At 57.0% G+C, this 21,511-nt stretch carries 20 protein-coding genes; 14 read left to right on the forward strand and 6 right to left on the reverse strand.

Annotation, left to right across the window (positions count from 1 at the left end; translation table 11 throughout):
* Positions 1-17 precede the first annotated feature (17 nt).
* The 6 genes from dnaB (at position 18) to IM300_RS18790 (ending at position 5,663) form a co-directional block, all read left to right on the forward strand.
* Positions 18-1,430: a replicative DNA helicase gene (dnaB, locus tag IM300_RS18765; RefSeq protein WP_003860298.1), complete on the forward strand. Its 1,413-nt coding sequence runs from the start codon at positions 18-20 to the stop codon at positions 1,428-1,430.
* 16 nt (positions 1,431-1,446) lie between these two features.
* Positions 1,447-2,526, forward strand: a complete 1,080-nt coding sequence (gene alr / locus IM300_RS18770) for an alanine racemase (RefSeq protein ID WP_193037768.1) — start codon at positions 1,447-1,449, stop codon at positions 2,524-2,526.
* Positions 2,527-2,635: 109 nt separating this feature from the next.
* Positions 2,636-3,829 (forward strand): aromatic amino acid transaminase, encoded by a 1,194-nt coding sequence (tyrB, locus tag IM300_RS18775; protein WP_107534471.1) that lies wholly within the window; start codon positions 2,636-2,638, stop codon positions 3,827-3,829.
* 235 nt (positions 3,830-4,064) lie between these two features.
* Positions 4,065-4,778: an acid phosphatase AphA gene (gene aphA, locus IM300_RS18780; RefSeq protein ID WP_107534472.1), complete on the forward strand. Its 714-nt coding sequence runs from the start codon at positions 4,065-4,067 to the stop codon at positions 4,776-4,778.
* Positions 4,779-4,890: 112 nt separating this feature from the next.
* Complete coding sequence (locus IM300_RS18785; RefSeq protein ID WP_063865498.1) at positions 4,891-5,307, forward strand: secondary thiamine-phosphate synthase enzyme YjbQ; 417 nt, start codon at positions 4,891-4,893, stop codon at positions 5,305-5,307.
* Between the two features lie 2 nt (positions 5,308-5,309).
* Positions 5,310-5,663 carry an MmcQ/YjbR family DNA-binding protein gene (locus tag IM300_RS18790; protein WP_063449853.1) on the forward strand — a complete coding sequence of 118 codons (354 nt, stop codon included), beginning with the start codon at positions 5,310-5,312 and terminating at the stop codon, positions 5,661-5,663.
* A 3-nt stretch (positions 5,664-5,666) separates the two neighbouring features.
* On the opposite strand, the gene uvrA is transcribed toward IM300_RS18790, so the two are convergent.
* Positions 5,667-8,489, reverse strand: a complete 2,823-nt coding sequence (uvrA, locus tag IM300_RS18795; protein ID WP_003860287.1) for an excinuclease ABC subunit UvrA — start codon at positions 8,487-8,489, stop codon at positions 5,667-5,669.
* A gap of 251 nt (positions 8,490-8,740) precedes the next feature.
* Between uvrA and ssb1 the strand changes: the two genes are divergently transcribed.
* Positions 8,741-9,271, forward strand: coding sequence for a single-stranded DNA-binding protein SSB1 (gene ssb1, locus IM300_RS18800; RefSeq protein WP_006810470.1), 531 nt, complete (start codon positions 8,741-8,743; stop codon positions 9,269-9,271).
* A 63-nt stretch (positions 9,272-9,334) separates the two neighbouring features.
* Here the strand turns inward: ssb1 and IM300_RS18805 are convergent, their stop codons facing one another.
* The gene (locus IM300_RS18805; protein WP_022646751.1) at positions 9,335-9,616 is read right to left on the reverse strand and encodes a YjcB family protein; all 282 of its coding nucleotides are present in this window, start codon (positions 9,614-9,616) and stop codon (positions 9,335-9,337) included.
* Positions 9,617-10,397: 781 nt separating this feature from the next.
* Between IM300_RS18805 and IM300_RS18810 the strand changes: the two genes are divergently transcribed.
* Entirely contained in the window at positions 10,398-11,963 is a 1,566-nt protein-coding gene (locus IM300_RS18810; protein ID WP_193037770.1) for an EAL domain-containing protein, read from the forward strand.
* 6 nt (positions 11,964-11,969) lie between these two features.
* On the opposite strand, the gene soxS is transcribed toward IM300_RS18810, so the two are convergent.
* On the reverse strand, positions 11,970-12,296 hold the full coding sequence (soxS, locus tag IM300_RS18815) for a superoxide response transcriptional regulator SoxS (protein ID WP_003860277.1): 327 nt from the start codon (positions 12,294-12,296) through the stop codon (positions 11,970-11,972).
* Between the two features lie 98 nt (positions 12,297-12,394).
* Between soxS and soxR the strand changes: the two genes are divergently transcribed.
* From soxR to IM300_RS18835, 4 genes are all read left to right on the forward strand, one after another.
* Entirely contained in the window at positions 12,395-12,853 is a 459-nt protein-coding gene (gene soxR, locus IM300_RS18820; protein ID WP_003860275.1) for a redox-sensitive transcriptional activator SoxR, read from the forward strand.
* Positions 12,854-13,168: 315 nt separating this feature from the next.
* Positions 13,169-13,840, forward strand: a complete 672-nt coding sequence (locus tag IM300_RS18825; RefSeq protein WP_063449849.1) for a glutathione S-transferase family protein — start codon at positions 13,169-13,171, stop codon at positions 13,838-13,840.
* A gap of 297 nt (positions 13,841-14,137) precedes the next feature.
* Positions 14,138-15,487, forward strand: a complete 1,350-nt coding sequence (gene ghxP, locus IM300_RS18830; protein WP_063449848.1) for a guanine/hypoxanthine transporter GhxP — start codon at positions 14,138-14,140, stop codon at positions 15,485-15,487.
* 153 nt (positions 15,488-15,640) lie between these two features.
* A complete protein-coding gene (locus IM300_RS18835; RefSeq protein ID WP_063449847.1) occupies positions 15,641-17,287 on the forward strand; it encodes a Na+/H+ antiporter in 1,647 nt (548 codons plus the stop codon).
* Between the two features lie 81 nt (positions 17,288-17,368).
* Here the strand turns inward: IM300_RS18835 and IM300_RS18840 are convergent, their stop codons facing one another.
* Positions 17,369-18,256: a LysR family transcriptional regulator gene (locus IM300_RS18840; protein WP_131637931.1), complete on the reverse strand. Its 888-nt coding sequence runs from the start codon at positions 18,254-18,256 to the stop codon at positions 17,369-17,371.
* Between the two features lie 102 nt (positions 18,257-18,358).
* Here IM300_RS18840 and IM300_RS18845 point away from each other — a divergent pair, with 102 nt between their 5' ends.
* Positions 18,359-18,769, forward strand: coding sequence for a CidA/LrgA family protein (locus IM300_RS18845; protein ID WP_063865496.1), 411 nt, complete (start codon positions 18,359-18,361; stop codon positions 18,767-18,769).
* A complete protein-coding gene (locus tag IM300_RS18850) occupies positions 18,762-19,451 on the forward strand; it encodes an LrgB family protein (protein WP_102751355.1) in 690 nt (229 codons plus the stop codon). The genes IM300_RS18845 and IM300_RS18850 overlap by 8 nt, the downstream gene beginning before the upstream one ends.
* 32 nt (positions 19,452-19,483) lie before the next feature.
* On the opposite strand, the gene actP is transcribed toward IM300_RS18850, so the two are convergent.
* Both actP and IM300_RS18860 read right to left on the reverse strand, forming a co-directional pair.
* Complete coding sequence (gene actP, locus IM300_RS18855; RefSeq protein WP_107534475.1) at positions 19,484-21,133, reverse strand: cation/acetate symporter ActP; 1,650 nt, start codon at positions 21,131-21,133, stop codon at positions 19,484-19,486.
* On the reverse strand, positions 21,130-21,444 hold the full coding sequence (locus IM300_RS18860; RefSeq protein WP_131637960.1) for a DUF485 domain-containing protein: 315 nt from the start codon (positions 21,442-21,444) through the stop codon (positions 21,130-21,132). The genes actP and IM300_RS18860 overlap by 4 nt, the downstream gene beginning before the upstream one ends.
* Between the last annotated feature and the right edge of the window lie 67 nt (positions 21,445-21,511).

Raw genomic sequence — 21,511 nt, forward strand, 5'->3', positions numbered from 1 at the left:
CGGTAACTCCATTCACTATGGCAGGAAACAAACCCTTCAACAAACAGACTGAACCCCGTGAACGTGATTATCAGGTCGCCGGGTTAAAAGTCCCGCCGCACTCGATTGAAGCGGAACAGTCGGTGTTGGGCGGTTTAATGCTGGATAACGAACGCTGGGACGACGTTGCCGAGCGCGTCGTCGCAGAAGATTTCTATACCCGTCCGCACCGTCATATCTTCACGGAAATGGCGCGTTTGCAGGAGTCGGGCAGCCCGATTGACCTGATTACGCTCGCAGAATCGCTGGAGCGCCTGGGGCAGCTGGACAGCGTCGGCGGCTTTGCCTATCTGGCAGAACTGTCAAAAAACACGCCAAGCGCCGCGAACATTAGCGCTTATGCTGACATCGTCCGCGAACGCGCCGTTGTCCGCGAGATGATTTCGGTGGCGAACGAGATCGCCGAGGCCGGTTTCGACCCGCAGGGCCGCACCAGCGAAGACCTGCTCGACCTGGCGGAATCCCGCGTCTTTAAAATCGCCGAAAGCCGAGCCAACAAAGACGAAGGCCCGAAAAATATCGCCGACGTGCTCGACGCCACCGTTGCGCGTATAGAGCAGCTTTTCCAGCAGCCGCACGATGGCGTGACGGGGGTAAACACCGGCTATGACGATCTCAACAAAAAAACGGCGGGTCTTCAGCCGTCGGATTTGATTATCGTCGCGGCGCGTCCGTCGATGGGTAAAACGACATTTGCGATGAACCTCGTCGAAAACGCGGCGATGTTGCAGGATAAGCCGGTGCTTATCTTCAGTCTCGAAATGCCCTCGGAACAGATTATGATGCGTTCTCTGGCATCCCTGTCGCGCGTGGATCAGACCCGCATCCGTACCGGCCAGCTGGACGACGAGGACTGGGCGCGTATCTCCGGCACCATGGGCATTTTGCTGGAAAAACGGAACATCTACATTGATGACTCCTCCGGCCTGACGCCGACGGAAGTGCGCTCCCGCGCGCGCCGCATCGCCCGTGAACACGGCGGCATCGGCCTTATCATGATCGACTACCTTCAGCTGATGCGCGTCCCGTCGCTCTCCGACAACCGTACGCTGGAGATCGCCGAGATTTCCCGCTCGCTCAAGGCGTTAGCTAAAGAGCTGCACGTTCCGGTGGTGGCGCTGTCGCAGCTTAACCGCTCCCTGGAACAGCGTGCAGACAAACGCCCGGTCAACTCCGACCTGCGTGAATCCGGCTCCATTGAGCAGGATGCTGACTTAATCATGTTCATCTACCGTGATGAGGTCTATCACGAGAACAGCGACCTGAAAGGGATCGCCGAAATTATTATTGGTAAGCAACGTAACGGCCCCATCGGTACGGTGCGTCTGACCTTTAACGGCCAGTGGTCGCGTTTCGACAACTATGCCGGTCCTCAATATGATGATGAGTAATTTCTAAGGAATTCAAATGCAAGCGGCAACTGTTGTGATTAACCGCCGCGCTCTGCGACACAACCTGCAACATCTGCGAGAACTGGCGCCCGCCAGCAAGCTCGTTGCAGTCGTGAAAGCGAACGCTTACGGACACGGTCTTCTTGAGACCGCGCGAACGCTCCCCGATGCCGACGCCTTTGGTGTCGCCCGTCTCGAAGAAGCCCTCCGCCTGCGCGAAGGCGGCATTACGCAACCGATTCTGCTTCTCGAAGGCTTTTTTGAAGCCTCGGATCTGCCGACCATTGCAGACCAGCAGCTGCACACGGCGGTCCATAACGAAGAACAGCTGGCAGCGCTGGAAACGGCTGAACTGAGCGAGCCGGTCACCGTCTGGATGAAGCTCGATACGGGCATGCACCGTCTGGGCGTGCGCCCGGAAAACGCGGAGGCGTTTTATCAGCGTTTGTGCCAGTGCAAAAATGTGCGTCAGCCGGTGAACATCGTTAGCCATTTTGCCCGTGCCGACGAGCCCGAGTGCGGGGCAACCGAACAGCAGCTCGATATCTTCAACACCTTCTGCGAAGGCAAGCCGGGGATGCGCTCGATTGCAGCGTCCGGCGGCATTCTGCTGTGGCCGCAGTCCCACTTCGACTGGGCGCGTCCGGGCATTATCCTGTATGGCGTTTCTCCGCTTGAGAACAAACCCTGGGGACCGGACTTCGGCTTTAAGCCGGTGATGTCGCTGGTTTCAAAGCTGATTGCCGTGCGTGAGCACAAAGCAGGCGAGCCGGTAGGTTACGGCGGCACCTGGACCAGCGAGCGCGACACGCGGCTTGGCGTGGTGGCGATGGGCTACGGCGACGGCTATCCCCGCGCCGCACCAACCGGCACGCCGGTGCTGGTTAATGGACGCGAAGTGAAGATTGTCGGCCGCGTGGCGATGGACATGATTTGTGTCGATCTGGGATCCGACGCGCAGGAGAAAGCGGGCGACGATGCGGTGATGTGGGGCGAAGGGCTGCCCGTCGAGCGCATTGCTGAGATTACAAAAGTGAGTGCTTACGAACTTATTACGCGTTTGACGTCGCGGGTGGCGATGAAATACATCGACTGAGCTTTAACGGGATGCGATGCATCCCGCTTCTGTTAACATCCCCTCGATCTTCTCCTGCTTCCGGTTTATTGTTGAAAACCCTGCCTCATAATAATCCGGAGAACATCGCGTGTTTCAGAAAGTAGACGCCTACGCCGGCGACCCTATTCTCTCCTTGATGGAGCGTTTCAAAGAAGATCCTCGCAGCGATAAAGTGAACCTCAGCATTGGTCTTTATTACAACGAGGACGGCATCATTCCTCAACTGAAAGCCGTTGCCGAAGCCGAAGCGCGTCTTAACGCAACCCCGCACGGGGCTTCGCTTTATTTGCCGATGGAAGGGTTAAATACCTACCGTAATACCATTGCGCCGCTGCTGTTTGGTGCGGACCACGCGGTGCTCGCGCAAAAGCGCGTGGCGACTATCCAGACGCTGGGTGGCTCGGGTGCGCTGAAGGTAGGCGCAGATTTCCTGAAAAAATATTTCCCGGACTCCGGCGTGTGGGTCAGCGACCCGACGTGGGAAAACCACGTGGCCATCTTTGAAGGCGCGGGCTTTAAGGTTGCGACCTATCCGTGGTTTGACAGCGAAACTAACGGCGTGCGCGTTGACGCGCTGCTGGAAAAACTGAACACCCTGCCGGCGCGCAGCATCGTGCTGCTGCACCCGTGCTGCCATAACCCGACCGGAGCCGATCTCACCAATCCACAGTGGGATGCCGTAATTGAGGTACTGAAGTCGCGTGACCTGATCCCGTTCCTCGACATCGCCTATCAGGGCTTTGGCGCGGGCATGGAGGAGGACGCCTACGCCATTCGCGCGATTGCCAGCGCGGGTCTGCCTGCGCTGGTCAGCAACTCTTTCTCAAAAATCTTCTCCCTTTACGGCGAGCGCGTCGGCGGTCTGTCCGTAGTGTGTGAAGACGCCGAAGCCGCGGGGCGCGTACTCGGCCAGCTGAAAGCGACGGTCCGCCGTATCTACTCCAGCCCGCCGAACTTTGGTGCGCAGGTGGTGGCGACCGTTCTGGGCGACGAACAGCTGAAAGCCACCTGGCTTGCGGAAGTGGAAGCGATGCGCAAGCGCATTCTGTCGATGCGTCAGGAGCTGGTTAACGTGCTGAAAGAGGCGGTGCCGGGGCAGAACTTCGACTATCTGCTTAAGCAGCGCGGGATGTTTAGCTACACCGGACTGAGCGCTGCACAGGTCGATCGCCTGCGTGACGAGTTCGGCGTCTACCTGATCGCCAGCGGACGTATGTGCGTGGCGGGGCTAAATGCTGGCAACGTCCAGCGCGTGGCGCAGGCCTTTGCATCCGTAATGTAAGTATTCACCTACTTGCATGCTATATGTAGGCCGGGTAAGGCGCAGCCGCCACCCGGCTTTTTTGTTCGCGCCGGTGCCAGTCATGTCCCGTCCACGCTTTGTGATCGTCTTCTTTTTATTCAGCTTCATAACTAAAAACTCCTTTCCTTCCCCTCCCGCTGGGGTTATGGTCGGATAGTTTTTTGACCATCCGCTCAAAATAAAATGATAACAAACTGAATATTCAGGGGAAAATATGCGCAAGATCACACTGGCGCTCAGCGCCGCCTGCTTATTGTTCTCGCTTAATAGTACCGTTGTTGCGCGGGCTTCTGCCCCGACGCCGCTTTACACCGGAACCACCGCCGCCATTCTTGCCGAACAGGCGCCCATTCACTGGGTTTCCGTGGCACAAATCGAAAACAGCCTGACGGGCCGCCCGCCCATGGCCGTGGGCTTCGACATTGACGATACCGTGCTCTTCTCCAGCCCCGGTTTCTGGCGCGGCAAAAAAACCTACTCGCCGGACAGCGAAGCCTATCTGAAAAACCCGGAATTCTGGGAAAAGATGAACAACGGCTGGGATGAGTTCAGTATCCCGAAAGAGGTTGCCCGCGCGCTGATCGCCATGCATGTAAAGCGCGGCGACAGCATTTACTTCGTGACCGGACGTAGCCAGACCAAAACGGAAACCGTCTCGAAAACGCTCCAGGATGATTTCCTGATCCCGGCCTCCAGCATGAACCCGGTCATTTTTGCCGGCGATCGTGAAGGGCAAAACACCAAAACCCAGTGGCTGGAAAAGAAAAACATCAAAGTGTTCTACGGGGATTCCGATAATGACATCACGGCGGCGCACGACGTGGGGGCCAGAGGCATCAGGGTGTTACGCGCCTCGAACTCTACCTACCGGCCGCTGCCGATGGCCGGAAAATTTGGCGAAGAGGTGATCGTTAACTCCGAATACTGATGCGTTAACGGCGGGATGGGTGCTTTTTTAAGCAAATCTCGCCGCGCGGGTTTTACCTTTCGCTTTCTTGCTGCACACTTAGAAAGATTCACCTTTCATAATGGAGCAGCACATGTGGTATCAACAGACCCTGACCTTAAGCGCAAAATCACGCGGTTTTCACCTGGTGACGGACGAAGTCATCGGGCAAATCCGCGACCTGTCGCGCGTCAAAACGGGTTTGCTGCATCTGCTGCTCCAGCACACGTCTGCTTCTCTCACGCTCAATGAAAATTGCGATCCCACCGTCCGGTCTGACATGGAGCGGCATTTTCTGAAAGCCGTCCCGGATAACGCCCCGTATGAGCATGATTACGAAGGGGCGGATGATATGCCTTCGCATATCAAATCCTCTTTGCTGGGCGTCTCGCTGACGCTGCCGGTTCACAACGGGCGGTTACTGCTGGGCACGTGGCAAGGGATCTGGCTGGGAGAACATCGCATTCACGGTGGTTCGCGTAAAATTATCGCAACGCTACAAGGGGAATAAAGATGACAATTTCGGAGATACTTCAGTACTGCATGAGCAAGCCGGGCGCGGAACAAAGCGTTCACAGCGACTGGAAAGCCACGCAGATCAAAGTGGGTGATGTTCTGTTTGCGATGGTGAAAGAGGTAGAGGCGCGGCCTGCGGCATCACTGAAAACCAGTCCGGAACTGGCCGATTTACTGCGCCAGCAGCACGATGATGTCAGGCCAAGTAAGCATCTTAACAAAGCGCACTGGAGTACAGTGTTTCTCGACGGCTCGCTGCCAGATTCGCAAATTTACTACCTGGTGGATGCGTCGTATCAACAGGCGGTGGAACTGCTGCCGGAAACGATCCGACAGCAGCTCTCCGTGTGACGATTACAGCAACGGTTTAAGGAAGCGCGCGGTGTGCGAGGCTTCGCACTCTGCAACGGTCTCTGGCGTACCGGAGACGAGGATTTCACCGCCGCCGCTGCCGCCTTCCGGGCCGAGATCGACAATCCAGTCCGCGGTTTTAATCACGTCCAGATTGTGCTCAATCACCACGATGGTGTTGCCCTGATCCCGCAACTGGTGCAGCACGTCCAGCAGCTGCTGGATATCCGCAAAGTGCAGGCCGGTGGTCGGTTCATCCAGAATGTATAGCGTCTGGCCGGTACCGCGTTTGGACAGCTCACGCGCCAGCTTCACGCGTTGCGCCTCACCGCCGGACAGGGTTGTTGCTGACTGCCCCAGGCGAATGTAGGTCAGGCCCACGTCCATCAGGGTTTGCAGCTTACGCGCCAGCGCAGGGACGGCGTCAAAGAACTCGCGCGCCTCTTCGATGGTCATATCCAGCACTTCGTGGATGGTCTTGCCTTTGTATTTAATCTCCAGCGTTTCGCGGTTATAGCGCTTGCCTTTGCACTGGTCGCACGGCACGTAGATATCCGGCAGGAAGTGCATCTCAACCTTGATCACGCCGTCGCCCTGACACGCTTCACAGCGGCCGCCGCGCACGTTAAAGCTGAAGCGTCCTGGGGTATACCCGCGCGAACGCGCTTCCGGTACGCCGGCGAAGAGTTCACGTACGGGCGTGAAGACGCCGGTATAGGTCGCCGGGTTGGAACGCGGGGTGCGGCCAATCGGGCTCTGGTCGATGTCGATAACCTTGTCGAAATGCTCCAGCCCCTGAATGTCGCGGTACGGTGCAGGTTCAGCCAGCGTCGCGCCGTTCAGCGCCGTCTGCGCAATCGGGAACAGCGTGTCGTTAATCAGCGTCGATTTACCGGAACCGGACACGCCGGTAATGCAGGTAAACAGCCCGACAGGCAGCGTCAGGGTGACGTCCTTCAGGTTGTTGCCGCGCGCCCCGGTCAGCTTCAGCACTTTTTCCGGGTTCGCCGCGACGCGCTGTTTTGGCACTTCAATCTTGCGCTTGCCGCTCATGTACTGGCCGGTCAGCGACTCGGGCACCGCCATAATGTCCTTCAGCGTCCCTTCCGCCACCACCTGACCGCCGTGCACGCCCGCGCCCGGGCCGATGTCGATCACGTGATCTGCCGCGCGAATGGCGTCTTCGTCGTGTTCCACCACGATCACCGTGTTGCCGAGGTTGCGCAGGTGTACCAGCGTGCCGAGCAGACGCTCGTTGTCGCGCTGGTGCAGGCCGATAGAGGGCTCATCGAGCACGTACATCACGCCCACAAGACCGGCGCCAATCTGGCTCGCCAGACGGATACGCTGGGCTTCACCGCCGGAGAGCGTTTCCGCCGAGCGGGAAAGCGTCAGGTAGTTCAGGCCGACGTTCACGAGGAACTTGAGGCGGTCGCCGATCTCTTTCAGCACTTTTTCGGCAATTTTCGCGCGCTGACCGGAAAGCTTCAGGTTGTTGAAGAAGTCCATCGCGTGGCCGATGCTCATGTCTGAGATGGTCGGCAGCGCCGTATTTTCAACAAACACGTGGCGCGCTTCGCGACGCAGACGCGTGCCCTCACAGGTGGCGCAGGAGCGATTGCTGATGAACTTCGCCAGCTCCTCGCGCACCGCGCTGGATTCGGTCTCTTTGTAGCGGCGCTCCATGTTGTGCAGCACCCCTTCGAACGGGTGGCGACGCACGGAGGTATCGCCGCGATCGTTCATGTATTTGAACTCAATGTTCTCTTTGCCGGAACCGAACAGGATCACTTTGTGCACGTTCGCGCTCAGGCTGGCCCACGGGGCTTCAACGTCGAACTTATAGTGCTCTGCCAGCGATTTCAGCATCTGGAAGTAGTAAAAGTTACGCTTATCCCAGCCGCGAATCGCTCCGCCCGCCAGCGACAGCTCCGGGTTCTGGATCACGCGGTCCGGGTCGAAATACTGCTGAACGCCCAGGCCGTCACAGGTCGGACACGCGCCTGCCGGGTTGTTGAATGAGAACAGACGCGGTTCCAGCTCGCGCATGCTGTAGCCGCAAATCGGGCAGGCAAAGTTGGCGGAGAAGAGCAGCTCTTCCGCTTTGGCGTCGTCCATATCGGAGACCACCGCCGTGCCGCCGGAGAGCTCCAGCGCCGTTTCAAAGGATTCCGCCAGACGCGTCGCCAGATCTTCACGCACCTTAAAGCGGTCAATCACCACTTCAATGGTGTGTTTCTTTTGCAGCTCCAGCTTTGGTGGATCCGACAGGTCACACACTTCACCGTCGATACGGGCGCGGATATAGCCCTGGCTTGCCAGGTTTTCCAGCGTTTTGGTGTGCTCACCCTTACGCTCTTTAATGATTGGCGCCAGCAGCATCAGGCGCTTGCCTTCCGGCTGCGACAGCACGTTATCCACCATCTGGCTGACGGTCTGGGCCGCCAGCGGGACGTCGTGGTCCGGGCAGCGCGGCTCGCCTACGCGCGCATACAGCAGGCGCAGGTAGTCGTGAATTTCGGTAATGGTACCGACCGTGGAACGCGGGTTATGCGACGTGGATTTCTGCTCAATGGAGATAGCAGGGGATAACCCTTCAATGTGGTCGACATCCGGTTTTTCCATCAGCGACAGGAACTGACGCGCGTACGCCGAGAGCGATTCAACGTAACGACGCTGTCCTTCGGCATACAAGGTGTCGAAAGCCAGTGAGGATTTGCCAGACCCCGAAAGCCCGGTCACGACGATGAGTTTGTCGCGAGGGATTATGAGGTTGATATTCTTGAGATTGTGGGTGCGGGCGCCCCGAACTTCGATCTTATCCATTCACCTTTCCCGGTTGGAACACGGATTGCCTGATTTGTTTGAAGGACAAACGGCTGTCAGAAACGGCTAATTATGACACAAAATGACCTGTTTGAATATACAGTATTGGAATGCATTTTCCGATTCACTGTGTAACAATGTCGAGTCCGCGAGAGAACTCTGGAACATGCTACGCAACTATCAAAGTGTCGCATGGAAATGGTACACTCGCGCGTTTACACTATTAAGAAACGTATTCAGGAGACACGAACATGGCCAGCAGAGGCGTAAACAAGGTGATTCTCGTCGGTAATCTGGGCCAGGACCCGGAAGTACGCTACATGCCGAGTGGTGGCGCAGTTGCCAACATTACGCTGGCTACTTCCGAATCCTGGCGTGATAAAGCGACCGGTGAAATGAAAGAGCAGACCGAATGGCACCGCGTTGTGCTGTTTGGCAAACTGGCCGAAGTGGCCGGTGAGTATCTGCGTAAAGGCTCTCAGGTTTACATTGAAGGCCAGCTGCGTACCCGCAAATGGACTGACCAATCCGGTCAGGAAAAATACACCACGGAAGTGGTGGTGAACGTGGGCGGCACCATGCAGATGCTGGGTGGCCGTCAGGGCGGTGGCGCACCGGCAGGTGGCGGTCAGAACCAGCAGCAGGGTGGTTGGGGTCAGCCTCAGCAGCCTCAGGGCGGCAACCAGTTCAGCGGCGGCGCGCAGTCTCGTCCACAACAGCAGTCTGCTCCGGCACCGTCTAACGAACCGCCAATGGATTTCGACGACGATATCCCGTTCTGATATCCAGACGCGTAAAGCACAAAAAAACCCAGACACCAGTCTGGGTTTTTTATTAACAGGCTATCAGGTAATCACCATCGGCCAGTCTGGTGGGGTATGGCTCATGGCTTCAACCATCACTACTTTGATGTTTTCCCAGACGGCGGCCATATCCACCAGCGTAATGCCGAGCAGACCTGTCGCGAACCAGCATGCGGCGCCCAATCCCAACAGGGTGCTAATTACAGCAAGACCTGCATAGTCGGACTTTCGGAACTGAATGTTTAACGTGCTGGCCAGGAACATCAAAACCGCGCTCAACAACGGCCAGCGCAGGAGCACCATGCTGGTGGTAATGGTTGCCATATAACCCATCCTCGACAAAACAGACGAACTGAAATGAAACAATGTTTCTCGTTACATAAGATGTGTGAACTATATCACATTTGCTGTTTTATTCGCCAGTGTCTGCGTGGAGTAAAAGTGGTTTTATAACTCAGGAAAATATATCGTCGACGCTCACTTCAGCGTCTGCGGTGAATTTTTATATTTAATTCATTCAGATAGCAAAACCTTTGCAATACACGATCGGCTGTAAAGGGTTTACAGCAGTCAGTCTATCGATTAATGACCTGTGAAAGATAAAGGCGCGAGATGACTAACGACAGCATGCTGGCCGTGGTGAAGCTGACGTCGCAACGCAACGTGCCCTGGGGCAAGCCCCTCCTGAGTCAGCGTTGAGTCCGCTGACGAGCCGCGCATGGCTGAAGTGTGTCAGGGGCAACGGGATACTTCAGCCATACTGATGCGTGCCGATAAACCATTATATGACGCCAGGCGTACGGGAAGAGGAAAATCGATTCTGGCATCTGATTATTTATAAATCAGCAGAAGAAAAAATAGCAGGCTATTTCAGTTAGGGAACTTTAATGCCCATCGCGAAGAATTATTCTTCTTATCGAAAACGAAACCAATACTTTTAGTTTGGCTTACGGGAGAATATTATCGGCATCACGAATTTTAGGATTTTTAATAGCAAAAGTCAGTTGCTAACTTCCTGTGATTCATGCAACGTAATCGCCTGTTTATCAAAGCAGCCGGCCTTCATTGCTACAGGCGTACATCATGCAGGGATACAGAGCGGGAAATGAATCGTAGCGCGCAGCGCAAGATGCTCAAAGTGGCAGGGATTATCATGGTAGTTATGCTGCCGGTGATGCTTGCGCTATGGTTTGCCCAGCTAAGAGCCGAGTCGGAAATCAGCTCCCAGCTGCGCACGTTCGCTGAACTGGCTTTAAACAAAACTGAACGGGTTATTCAACAGGTTGATCTGGCCCGGGAAGACGCGGAAAAATATCAGGGCAAAGTTTGTACGCCAGCGCATCGTCAATATATGTTGAACGTTTCCCGCGGTCGTCTTTTTGTTGCTGATTTAATATATGCTGAAGGCCAGAATTTTCTCTGTTCAACCATTTATACACCGGACCACCCTTACACCATCCCCGCGGCCAATTACACACGGAAACCTGATGTTTCCATCTATTATTTTCGCGATACGCCATTTTTCAATGGCTATAAAATGATATATGTGCAGCGCGGAAATTATGTCGTCGTGGTCAATCCGCTATCGTACAGTGAGGTGATGTCAGACGATCGTTCCCTGTCGTGGGGAGTATATGACACCGTCAGCAATGCATTCTTTTCCGTTAGCCAGAAAGCCAATATCCCTTTATTGCATTCGTTGATTCGGCATGAGGAAACGACTTTTCAGCAGGATAACCGTTTTTATACGATCGTGAAATCCGGGCAGCGGCCCATTGCGGCCATCGTTTCAACGTCCAGTGCCCGTTTTTATGAAACGTTTTATCACCAGGCTACCCTGACGCTACCGTTGGGGATGATTTGCAGCATAATTATTCTGCTGGTGTGGTCGCGTACACACCGCGAATTCAATTCGCCTGGCCGTCTTCTGCACCGGGCGCTGAATAATCGCCAGCTGTGCGTACATTATCAGCCCATTATTGATATTAAAAATAATCAGTGCGTCGGGGCGGAGGCGCTATTGCGCTGGCCTGGATTTAACGGGCAGGTCATGAGCCCGGCTGAATTTATTCCGCTGGCAGAAAAAGAGGGCATGATCGCGCGCATTACCGATTACGTTGTGGAGGAGGTGTTCAGCGATCTTGGGTATTTTCTTGCCGCTCATCCCGAGCTGTATGTCTCGATTAACCTGTCGGCTTCGGATTTCCACTCTTCGCGTCTTATCGCCCTGATCTCAGATAAAGCCCGCTTTTACTCGGTTCGCGCCCAGCAGATCAAAATAGAGGTGACGGAGCGGGGGTTTATCGACGTGCCAAAAACCACGCCGGTTATCCAGGCGTTTCGCCAGGCGGGCTATGAGGTGGCAATCGATGACTTCGGAACCGGCTACTCAAACCTGCATAATCTCTATTCCCTGAACGTCGATATTCTGAAAATCGATAAATCTTTTATCGATACCTTAGCCACTAACAGCACCAGCCACCTTATTGCTGAGCACATCATTGAGATGGCGCAAAGCCTGCGGTTGAAAACCATAGCGGAAGGGGTGGAGACCGCCGAGCAGGTTAGCTGGCTGCTGAAGCGAGGCGTGCAGTATTGTCAGGGATGGCACTTCGCGAAAGCGATGCCGCCCCAGGCATTTATGGCCTGGCAGCAGCAATCCTCGCGTTAACGCGCATTAATTAAGCTGGTGGCGGTAGTCGCTCGGCGTCCGGTCAAACTCGCGGCGGAAGACGCGGGAAAAGGTCTGCTGCGACACATAGCCCAGATCCATTGCGATATCAAAAATGGGCCGCTGCGTTGAGCGTAACGCCTGCGCCGCCAGCAGTAGCCTGCGCTGGCGAATGTAGTCACCCAGCGTTTGATGCATCACGGTGCGGAACATTCTCTGTAAATACCATTTCGAATAGCCCGACTTCTTAGCGACCACATCAATGTTTAACGGCTGGTCGATATGTTCATCAATCCATTCAATAAGCGTCTGAATAATTTGCTGATGCGACATAAGGTTGCCCCTCTGTAGATACAACTTTCTCGGTTGATTCGTCGTTTTCTCTGCGGGGGAGTATAATTCCTCAAGTTAACTTGAGGTAAAGAGGTTTTATGGAAAAGAGATTACCGCGCATCAAAGCGCTGTTAACCCCCGGTGAAGTGGCGAAGCGAAGCGGCGTGGCGGTGTCGGCGCTCCACTTCTATGAAAGCAAAGGGTTAATAAAAAGTATCCGTAACGCCGGAAACCAGCGGCGCTACACCCGCGACGTGCTCCGCTACGTGGCGATTATCAAAATTGCGCAACGTATCGGTATCCCCCTGGCCACCATCGGCGACGCGTTCGGCGTATTGCCGGAAGGACACTCGCTGAGCGCGAAAGAGTGGAAGCAGCTGTCGTCCCAGTGGCGTGAAGAGCTTGATCGTCGTATTCACACGCTGGTGGCCCTGCGCGATGAACTGGACGGCTGCATTGGCTGCGGGTGTTTATCACGTAGCGACTGCCCACTGCGTAACCCGGGCGACAGGCTGGGCGAGCAGGGAACGGGGGCGCGTCTGCTGGAGGAGGATTGATATTCTGCGGCCCCTTCGCCGAGTGGCGCTGCGCCACCCGGCAACAAGCATAAAGAACTAAAGCGCCACTAAGGGCGCTTTAGTTTTTTCCGGTCTTTGTCTTTCTCTCTATCCCGCTGGTTCACGGGAGGGTTTCCCCCGACATCAGTACCCCTCGTGTCGAGCTTGTGGAGGAGGTTCCGGTTTGTACTGACACTTTAATTTTATGCCTGGCCGCCGTTTTTGCCACCGCAGACGATAGGATTTTAGCCGAATTTTTTTCGTGAAGTTGTTCAGTTTTCTATAGTTAAAAAGTAGCAATCACCGGAGAACATCATGCTAACGGTCCACCACCTTAACCAGTCTCGTTCCCATCGCGTCCTCTGGGCGCTGGAGGAGCTGGGTCTGACGTACGACATCGTGCGCTACCAGCGCGAAAAAACCATGCTCGCGCCAGACTCGCTCAAAAAAGTGCATCCGCTGGGAAAATCCCCGGTACTCGAAGATAACGGACTGGTTCTGGCCGAATCAGGGGCGATTCTGGAATATCTTCAGGAAACGTACGATCCGGAGTCACGATTCAAACCGTTAGATCCCGCCAGCAAGGTGCAGTACCGTTTCTGGCTGCATTACGCCGAAGGATCACTGATGCCGCTGCTGTTAATGAAGCTGGTGTTTAACAGCCTCGGCAAGCCTCCGGTACCGTTTGGCCTGCGCACGCTGGGCAAAGCGCTGGGGCAGGGAGTGCAGAAAGCATATCTCAACCGCCAGCTGGAAACGCACGCGCGCTTTATTGACGCGCATCTTGCCGAAAACCCCTGGTTTGCCGGCGACGCGCTGTCCATGGCGGATATCCAGATGAGTTTTCCGATCTTCGCCCTGCTGGCGCGGGGCGGTATCGACAATCTCAGTCACATAGCGGCATGGAAACAGAACGTGGAGGCGCGTCCGGGCTGGCAGACCACGTTGGAGAAAGGCGGCCCGCTGACCATCCCCGGCGAGGCGTGAAATGTAACGAAATTGCGCATGGACGATAACGTTTGCGCATCCTCTGCTTAATTCTTCATCGCCATGAGGTGATTTTAGCGAAAAACGAGAAAGTTCAGTTGAAAAGGGCGGGTATTAGGCTAGATAATCGTTTGCCTACATTTGACCACCCGTTTTGTAAGCGCGGAGCTAAACGTTTGCTTTTTTTGTGACGCCCCTTTCGTCGCAAACGCAGCACAAGGATTTGACGTTTCGCTGGCAGTGGAGTCTCCACCACGCTTACGGACTTTCAATAAAAATTTTCAGGGGATGTTTTCTATGTCTACGCCATCTGCGCGTACCGGCGGTTCACTTGACGCCATGTTTAAAATTTCTGCTCGCGGCAGTACCGTGCGCCAGGAAGTTGTTGCCGGTCTGACCACGTTTCTGGCGATGGTGTACTCCGTCATCGTAGTGCCGGGCATGCTCGGCAAAGCCGGCTTCCCGCCCGCGGCGGTCTTCGTTGCCACCTGTCTGGTAGCGGGCGTTGGCTCCATCGTGATGGGGCTGTGGGCGAACCTGCCGCTGGCGATCGGCTGCGCCATCTCCCTGACCGCGTTTACCGCTTTCAGCCTGGTACTGGGCCAGCAGATCAGCGTCCCCGTAGCGCTCGGCGCGGTGTTCCTGATGGGCGTACTGTTCACTGTGATTTCTGCCACCGGCATCCGCAGCTGGATTTTGCGCAACCTGCCGCAGGGCGTGGCGCATGGCACCGGTATCGGTATTGGCCTGTTCCTGCTGCTGATTGCCGCCAACGGCGTGGGTCTGGTCATCAAGAATCCGCTGGACGGCCTGCCGGTTGCGCTGGGTAACTTTGCGAGCTTCCCGGTGATCATGTCGCTGGTGGGGCTGGCGGTGATTATCGGCCTGGAAAAACTGAAGGTGCCGGGCGGCATTCTGCTGACCATTATCGGCGTGTCCATCGTCGGTCTGATCTTCGACCCGACCGTTCACTTTTCCGGTATTTTCGCCATGCCGTCGCTGAGCGACGACAACGGCAACTCCCTGATCGGCAGCCTGGATATCGTGGGCGCGCTGAACCCGGTGATCCTGCCAAGCGTGCTGGCGCTGGTGATGACGGCGGTGTTTGACGCCACCGGGACCATCCGCGCGGTGGCGGGACAGGCTAACCTGCTGGATAAAGACGGCCAGATCATCGACGGCGGCAAAGCGCTGACCACCGACTCCCTGAGCAGCGTCTTCTCTGGTCTGGTGGGCGCGGCGCCTGCGGCGGTGTACATCGAATCCGCAGCGGGTACGGCAGCAGGCGGTAAAACCGGCCTGACGGCCATCACCGTTGGCGTGCTGTTCCTGCTGATCCTGTTCCTCTCTCCGCTCTCCTACCTGGTGCCTGCGTATGCGACCGCGCCAGCGCTGATGTACGTCGGCCTGCTGATGCTGAGCAACGTGGCGAAAATAGACTTCGCGGATTTTGTCGACGCCATGTCCGGCCTGATCACCGCAGTATTCATCGTGCTGACCTGTAACATCGTGACCGGCATCATGATCGGCTTCGCCTCGCTGGTGATTGGCCGCCTGGTCTCCGGTGAGTGGCGCAAGCTGAACATCGGCACCGTGGTGATCGCCGTTGCGCTGGTCGCGTTCTACGCGGGCGGCTGGGCAATCTAAATTATCCATTGATGCGAAAACGGGTGGCTCAGGCCGCCCGTTTTTATTTTCAGGACTCATCCCGTTGCCTTTTGCGTTACTCTGGAGAGGATAGAATAAGAGGCACGACGCCTCAGGTTTGGCTTAAAAAGAAACACAGCAAACAGGGAACGCATGGAAATTTTCTTCACAATACTCATCATGACCCTTGTGGTCTCATTATCCGGGGTGGTTACACGCGTACTGCCCTTCCAGGTCCCCCTGCCTTTAATGCAAATAGCCATCGGCGCGCTGCTGGCGTGGCCGACGTTCGGCCTGCACGTGGAGTTCGATCCGGAACTGTTCCTCGTGCTGTTTATCCCGCCGCTGCTGTTTGCCGATGGGTGGAAAACGCCGACGCGCGAATTTCTTGAGCACGGTCGAGAGATCTTCGGCCTGGCGCTGGCGCTGGTGGTCGTTACCGTGGTCGGGATAGGTTTCCTGATCTACTGGGCTGTACCGGGTATCCCGTTAATTCCCGCCTTTGCGCTGGCCGCCGTGCTGTCGCCGACCGACGCCGTGGCGCTGTCTGGCATCGTAGGCGAAGGGCGCATTCCAAAGAAAATCATGGGCATTTTGCAGGGTGAAGCGTTGATGAACGACGCTTCCGGCCTGGTGGCCCTGAAGTTTGCCGTGGCGGTAGCCATGGGCACCATGGTCTTTACCATTGGTGGCGCGACCCTGGAATTCTTCAAGGTGGCGATTGGCGGGATCCTCGCAGGCTTTGTGGTGAGCTGGCTGTACGGTCGTTCGCTGCGCTTCCTCAGTCGCTGGGGCGGCGATGAACCGGCGACGCAAATCGTTCTGCTGTTCCTGCTGCCGTTTGCCTCTTATCTGATCGCCGAACATATCGGCGTGTCGGGCATTCTGGCAGCGGTAGCCGCGGGGATGACCATCACCCGCTCCGGCGTGATGCGCCGCGCGCCGCTGGCGATGCGCCTGCGTGCAAACAGTACCTGGGCGATGCTGGAATTCGTGTTCAACGGCATGGTCTTCCTGCTGTTGGGTCTACAGTTGCCGGGCATTATGGAATCTTCGCTGATCGCGGCAGAAGCCGATCCGAACGTTGAAGTCTGGATGTTGTTTACCGATATCGTGCTCATCTACCTTGCGCTGATGCTGGTGCGTTTCGGCTGGCTGTGGACGATGAAAAAGTTCAGCGTCCGCTTCCTGACGAAAAAGCCGATGGAGTTCGGCTCCTGGACCACGCGCGAGCTGCTGATTGCCTCTTTCGCCGGCGTGCGCGGGGCGATCACTCTTGCCGGTGTGCTCTCCATTCCGCTGCTCCTGCCAACGGGCGACGTCTTCCCGGCGCGTTACGAACTGGTGTTCCTGGCGGCGGGCGTGATCCTCTTCTCGCTGTTCGTCGGCGTGATTATGCTGCCGATTCTGCTGCAACACATTGATGCGGGTGACTCTTCGCAGCAGCATAAAGAAGAGCGGATTGCCCGCGCGGCGACGGCGGAAGTCGCGATTGTCGCCATTGAGAAGATGGAGGAGCGTCTGGCAGCCGATGCCGAAGAGAACATTGATAACCAGCTGCTGAAGGAAGTCAGTTCACGCGTGATTGGTAATTTGCGCCGTCGTGCTGACGGGCGTAACGACGTGGAAAGTTCGTTGCAGGAAGAGAACCTCGAGCGTCGTTTCCGCCTGGCGGCGCTGCGCTCCGAGCGTGCCGAGCTGTATCACCTGCGCGCGACGCGTCAGATCAGCAACGAGACGCTGCAAAAGCTGCTGCACGATCTGGATCTGCTGGAAGCGCTGTTGATAGAGAATCAGTAGCGCGTTGTTGCCCGGTGGCGCTGCGCTTACCGGGCCTACATTTGAACCGTAGGCCGGGTAAGGCGAAGCCTCCACCCGGCACTATTCAGACCGCACCCAAAACCCCTCGCAACATTGCAGCCACGCCTGTGCGCTGTGCGACAGATACACCCCTTCACGCCAGATCATCCCTAACTGCCAGTGCAGGTCGCTCTCCAGCGGGATCCAGCGCAGCGTGTTTTTATCCAGCCGTTCGCAAATCGGCTGCGGCAGAATGGCAATCCCCACGCCCGCCTGGACCATTGCCGCGAGGAAATCCCACTGGCCGCTGCGCACCGCAATGCGGGGCTTCACGTTATGGTGATTAAACAGCGCCATCAGCTGGCGGCTTAAGGCGAAATCTTCGTTGTAAATCAGCAGCGGGTGCTCGCCGAGCCGCTCGGGGTTCACCGACTCAACTTTCAGCCAGTCGCCGGAGCGGGGCACCAGCACGCACAGCGGATGGCTGAACAGCGGCAGCGTTGCCAGCCCGCTCTCTTCCTCCACGGGAAGGGCCGTCATGGCCACGTCCAGCTCGCCGTTCATCACCGCCTGCTGCACGGTCAGGCCGCCAAACTCAGAAATTTTAAGCTCAACGCCGGGGTAGCGCTGGCGGAAGAGGCTTATCGGCCCGGCCATCATCATGCCGACCATCGGCGGAATACCGAGCCGCAGCAGCCCTTTTGTCAGGTGATTAATGTCGCCAAGCTCGGCCTCCAGCTGGCGGAACTCTGCCAGGATCGCCAGCCCGCGCTCGAACACCACGCGCCCGGTATCGGTCAGCAGCAGCTTGCGTCCGTCACGAATAAGCAGGGTACAGTTCAGCTCGTCTTCGAGGTTTTTCAGCATCTTGCTGATGGTCGGCTGGGTAACGAACAACTTCTCCGCTGCGCGGGTAAAACTTTGCTGGCGAACCACCTCGACAAAATAGCGCAGCGTTCTTATGTCCATGATTATTCCTCGAAACTATACCTTCGATGATTTTAATTCATTTCAGTCGATGACGTACGCTCACTATACTGGCGCCTCGTCTCAATTCTGAGGAAAAAAACCATGGCCGTGGCGTTAAGCCGTGTTACGCCTGCCGTTGTGCAACGACTCCAGGTCCCGGTTCAGGTACTGCTTTACGCGGGACTGTTTGTTTTTGCGGAATATCTTGTCGACTGGCTGCACCTGCCTTTACCCGCCAACCTGGTGGGGATGGTACTGATGCTGGCGCTGATCCTCTGCCGCGCGTTGCCCCTCAGCTGGGTGCGCGCCGGCGCGCGCTGGCTGCTGGCGGAGATGCTGCTGTTTTTCGTTCCGGCCGTGGTGGCGGTGGTGAACTATGCGCAGCTGCTGATGGTCGACGGCTGGCGCATCTTCGCGGTTATTGCCCTGAGCACGCTGATGGTGCTGGGGGCCACCGCCTGGGTGGTGGATAAGGTGTACCGGTTCGAAATCAGCAGGCAAAAGCATGACTAACTTTCAGATAAGCGTGCTGTGCCTGATCGTGACGGTCGCCATCTACTTTGCCAACAAGCGCCTGTATCGCCGCTTTCGCACGCTGCCGCTGATGCCGCTGGTCTTCACGCCCATCCTGCTGGTGCTGATGCTGGTCTTCGGCCATATCTCCTGGCAGAACTACATTGGTGAATCCCACTGGCTGTTGTGGCTGCTCGGCCCGGCGACTATCGCCTTTGCGGTGCCGGTGTATGACAACCTGGCGATTATCAAACGCCACTGGATGTCGCTCAGCGCGGGGGTCGTCACCGCGACGGTGGTGGCGGTCTGTAGCTCCGTCTGGCTGGCGCGGCTATTTACCCTCTCCGATGAAATTCAGCGCAGCCTGGCCGTGCGCTCGGTGACCACGCCGTTTGCGCTGGCGGCCGCCAAACCGCTCGGCGGGCAGCCGGATCTGGTGGCGCTGTTTGTGGTCGTCACCGGCGTATTCGGCATGGCGGTGGGCGATATGCTGTTTCTGCGGCTGTCCATTCGGGAAGGGATGGCGAAAGGGGCGGGCTTTGGCGCGGCGTCGCACGGTGCGGGGACGGCGCGTTCGTATGAACTCGGTCAGCAGGAGGGCGTGGTGGCAAGCCTGGTGATGATGCTGTCGGGCGTGACGATGGTATTAATCGCGCCGCTGGTGGCGTGGGTGATGTTTTAAGCTCCCCGGCCAGCATGACCGGGGAGAAAGGCTTAGTGCGCGCGGCCCTGCTCAACGCCCAGGCCGGTCTGCGAGCGGATAAACTGGGCGCGGAATTTCTCACGCTCCAGGTTACCCTCCGGCGAGTTGTCGGTGGCCGAGAAGAACCAGATCCCGATAAACGCCACGGCAATGGAGAACAGCGCCGGGTATTCATACGGGAAGATAGCGCTTTCGTGACCGAGGATCTGCACCCAAATCGTCGGGCCGAGGATCATCAGAACCACTGCCGTCAGCAGCCCCAGCCAGCCGCCAATCATCGCCCCACGGGTGGTCAGTTTTGACCAGTACATGGAGAGCAGAATGATCGGGAAGTTACAGCTCGCCGCAATCGAGAAGGCCAGCCCTACCATGAAGGCGATGTTCTGCTTCTCGAAGAGAATGCCCAGCAGAATGGCGACCACCCCCAGCACCAGCACGGTGATTTTGGAAACCTTCAGCTCGTCGCGCTCGCTCGCGCCTTTACGGAAGACGTTGGCGTAGAGGTCGTGCGATACCGCAGACGCGCCCGCCAGCGTCAGCCCGGCGACCACCGCAAGGATGGTGGCGAAGGCCACGGCGGAGATAAAGCCGAGGAACAGGTTACCGCCCACCGCGTCGGCCAGGTGCACCGCCGCCATGTTGTTACCGCCAATCAGCGCGCCCGCCGCGTCTTTAAACGCCGGGTTCGCCCCCACCAGCATGATCGCGCCGAAGCCGATAATGAAGGTCAGAATGTAGAAGTAGCCCATGAAACCGGTGGCGTAGAACACGCTCTTGCGCGCTTCACGCGCGTCTGACACGGTGAAGAAACGCATCAGAATGTGCGGCAGCCCCGCAGTACCAAACATCAGGCCGAGACCGAGCGAGAGCGCGGATATCGGATCTTTCACCAGCCCGCCCGGGCTCATGATCGCTTCTCCTTTCGGGTGTACCGACATCGCTTCGGTAAACAGGTTATTGAAGCTGAAGCCGACGTGTTTCATCACCATAAAGGCCATAAAGCTGGCGCCGAACAGCAGCAGCACGGCTTTGATGATCTGCACCCAGGTGGTGGCCAGCATGCCGCCGAACAGAACGTACATCACCATCAGCACGCCCACCAGCACCACCGCGACGTGGTAGTTCAGGCCGAACAGCAGCTCGATCAGCTTGCCTGCGCCCACCATCTGGGCAATCAGGTACAGCGCCACGACCACCAGCGAACCGCAGGCGGAGAGCATGCGGATAGGGCCTTGCTTCAGACGGTAGGAGGCCACGTCGGCAAAGGTGTAGCGACCAAGGTTACGCAGGCGCTCGGCAATCAGGAACAGAATGATCGGCCAGCCGACGAGGAAGCCGAGGGAGTAGATCAGGCCGTCGTAGCCGGAGGTGTAAACCAGCGCGGAGATCCCGAGGAACGAGGCGGCAGACATAAAGTCACCCGCAATCGCCAGCCCGTTCTGGAAGCCGGTTATGTTGCCGCCCGCGGTGTAGTAATCGTTACGGGAGCGCACGCGTTTCGATGCCCAGTACGTAATGTACAGCGTCAGCACCACGAAAATCAGGAACATGACGATAGCCTGCCAGTTGGTGGGCTGGCGCTGAACCTCGCCGGTAAGGGCATCCGCCGCCTGGGCAGCAAAGGGAAGTGTGGCGGCAAGCGCCGTCAGGACTCGCTTCATGATGCTTTTACCTCTTGCAGTACTGCTTTATTAAGACGATCGAATTCACCGTTCGCACGCCAGACGTACACACCCGTCAGCACAAACGAAATAACGATAACGCCAATGCCAATCGGGATACCGCGCGTAACGCTGGTTCCGGCGTGCAGCGGCGTCCCGAGCCACTGCGGCGCAAAGGCGATCAGCAGAATAAAGCCGACGTAGATAATCAGCATGATGATGGAAAGGATGAAGGCAAACCGTTGCCGTTTTTCGACGAGCTCCCTGTAGTGCGCACTATTCTCTATCTGCTGACAAATATCATGATTCATCACAGAAATCTCCAGAGGTAAGGTTGGTTTGTTTTATCCCCTCTCCCCTATGGGGAGAGGGTTAGGG

It is taken from the genome of Enterobacter cloacae complex sp. I2 (assembly GCF_014896205.1).
Classification (GTDB): domain Bacteria; phylum Pseudomonadota; class Gammaproteobacteria; order Enterobacterales; family Enterobacteriaceae; genus Enterobacter; species Enterobacter quasihormaechei.

What these genes read in the sequence shown, in the direction of transcription:
- dnaB (WP_003860298.1), top strand. Translation starts at nt 18, where the DNA reads ATGGCAGGAAACAAACCCTTCAACAAACAGACTGAACCCCGTGAACGT.
- alr (WP_193037768.1), top strand. Translation starts at nt 1,447, where the DNA reads ATGCAAGCGGCAACTGTTGTGATTAACCGCCGCGCTCTGCGACACAAC.
- aphA (WP_107534472.1), top strand. Translation starts at nt 4,065, where the DNA reads ATGCGCAAGATCACACTGGCGCTCAGCGCCGCCTGCTTATTGTTCTCG.
- IM300_RS18785 (WP_063865498.1), top strand. Translation starts at nt 4,891, where the DNA reads ATGTGGTATCAACAGACCCTGACCTTAAGCGCAAAATCACGCGGTTTT.
- IM300_RS18790 (WP_063449853.1), top strand. Translation starts at nt 5,310, where the DNA reads ATGACAATTTCGGAGATACTTCAGTACTGCATGAGCAAGCCGGGCGCG.
- uvrA (WP_003860287.1), bottom strand. Translation starts at nt 8,489, where the DNA reads ATGGATAAGATCGAAGTTCGGGGCGCCCGCACCCACAATCTCAAGAAT.
- ssb1 (WP_006810470.1), top strand. Translation starts at nt 8,741, where the DNA reads ATGGCCAGCAGAGGCGTAAACAAGGTGATTCTCGTCGGTAATCTGGGC.
- IM300_RS18805 (WP_022646751.1), bottom strand. Translation starts at nt 9,616, where the DNA reads ATGGCAACCATTACCACCAGCATGGTGCTCCTGCGCTGGCCGTTGTTG.
- IM300_RS18810 (WP_193037770.1), top strand. Translation starts at nt 10,398, where the DNA reads ATGAATCGTAGCGCGCAGCGCAAGATGCTCAAAGTGGCAGGGATTATC.
- soxS (WP_003860277.1), bottom strand. Translation starts at nt 12,296, where the DNA reads ATGTCGCATCAGCAAATTATTCAGACGCTTATTGAATGGATTGATGAA.
- soxR (WP_003860275.1), top strand. Translation starts at nt 12,395, where the DNA reads ATGGAAAAGAGATTACCGCGCATCAAAGCGCTGTTAACCCCCGGTGAA.
- IM300_RS18825 (WP_063449849.1), top strand. Translation starts at nt 13,169, where the DNA reads ATGCTAACGGTCCACCACCTTAACCAGTCTCGTTCCCATCGCGTCCTC.
- ghxP (WP_063449848.1), top strand. Translation starts at nt 14,138, where the DNA reads ATGTCTACGCCATCTGCGCGTACCGGCGGTTCACTTGACGCCATGTTT.
- IM300_RS18835 (WP_063449847.1), top strand. Translation starts at nt 15,641, where the DNA reads ATGGAAATTTTCTTCACAATACTCATCATGACCCTTGTGGTCTCATTA.
- IM300_RS18840 (WP_131637931.1), bottom strand. Translation starts at nt 18,256, where the DNA reads ATGGACATAAGAACGCTGCGCTATTTTGTCGAGGTGGTTCGCCAGCAA.
- IM300_RS18845 (WP_063865496.1), top strand. Translation starts at nt 18,359, where the DNA reads ATGGCCGTGGCGTTAAGCCGTGTTACGCCTGCCGTTGTGCAACGACTC.
- IM300_RS18850 (WP_102751355.1), top strand. Translation starts at nt 18,762, where the DNA reads ATGACTAACTTTCAGATAAGCGTGCTGTGCCTGATCGTGACGGTCGCC.
- actP (WP_107534475.1), bottom strand. Translation starts at nt 21,133, where the DNA reads ATGAAGCGAGTCCTGACGGCGCTTGCCGCCACACTTCCCTTTGCTGCC.
- IM300_RS18860 (WP_131637960.1), bottom strand. Translation starts at nt 21,444, where the DNA reads ATGAATCATGATATTTGTCAGCAGATAGAGAATAGTGCGCACTACAGG.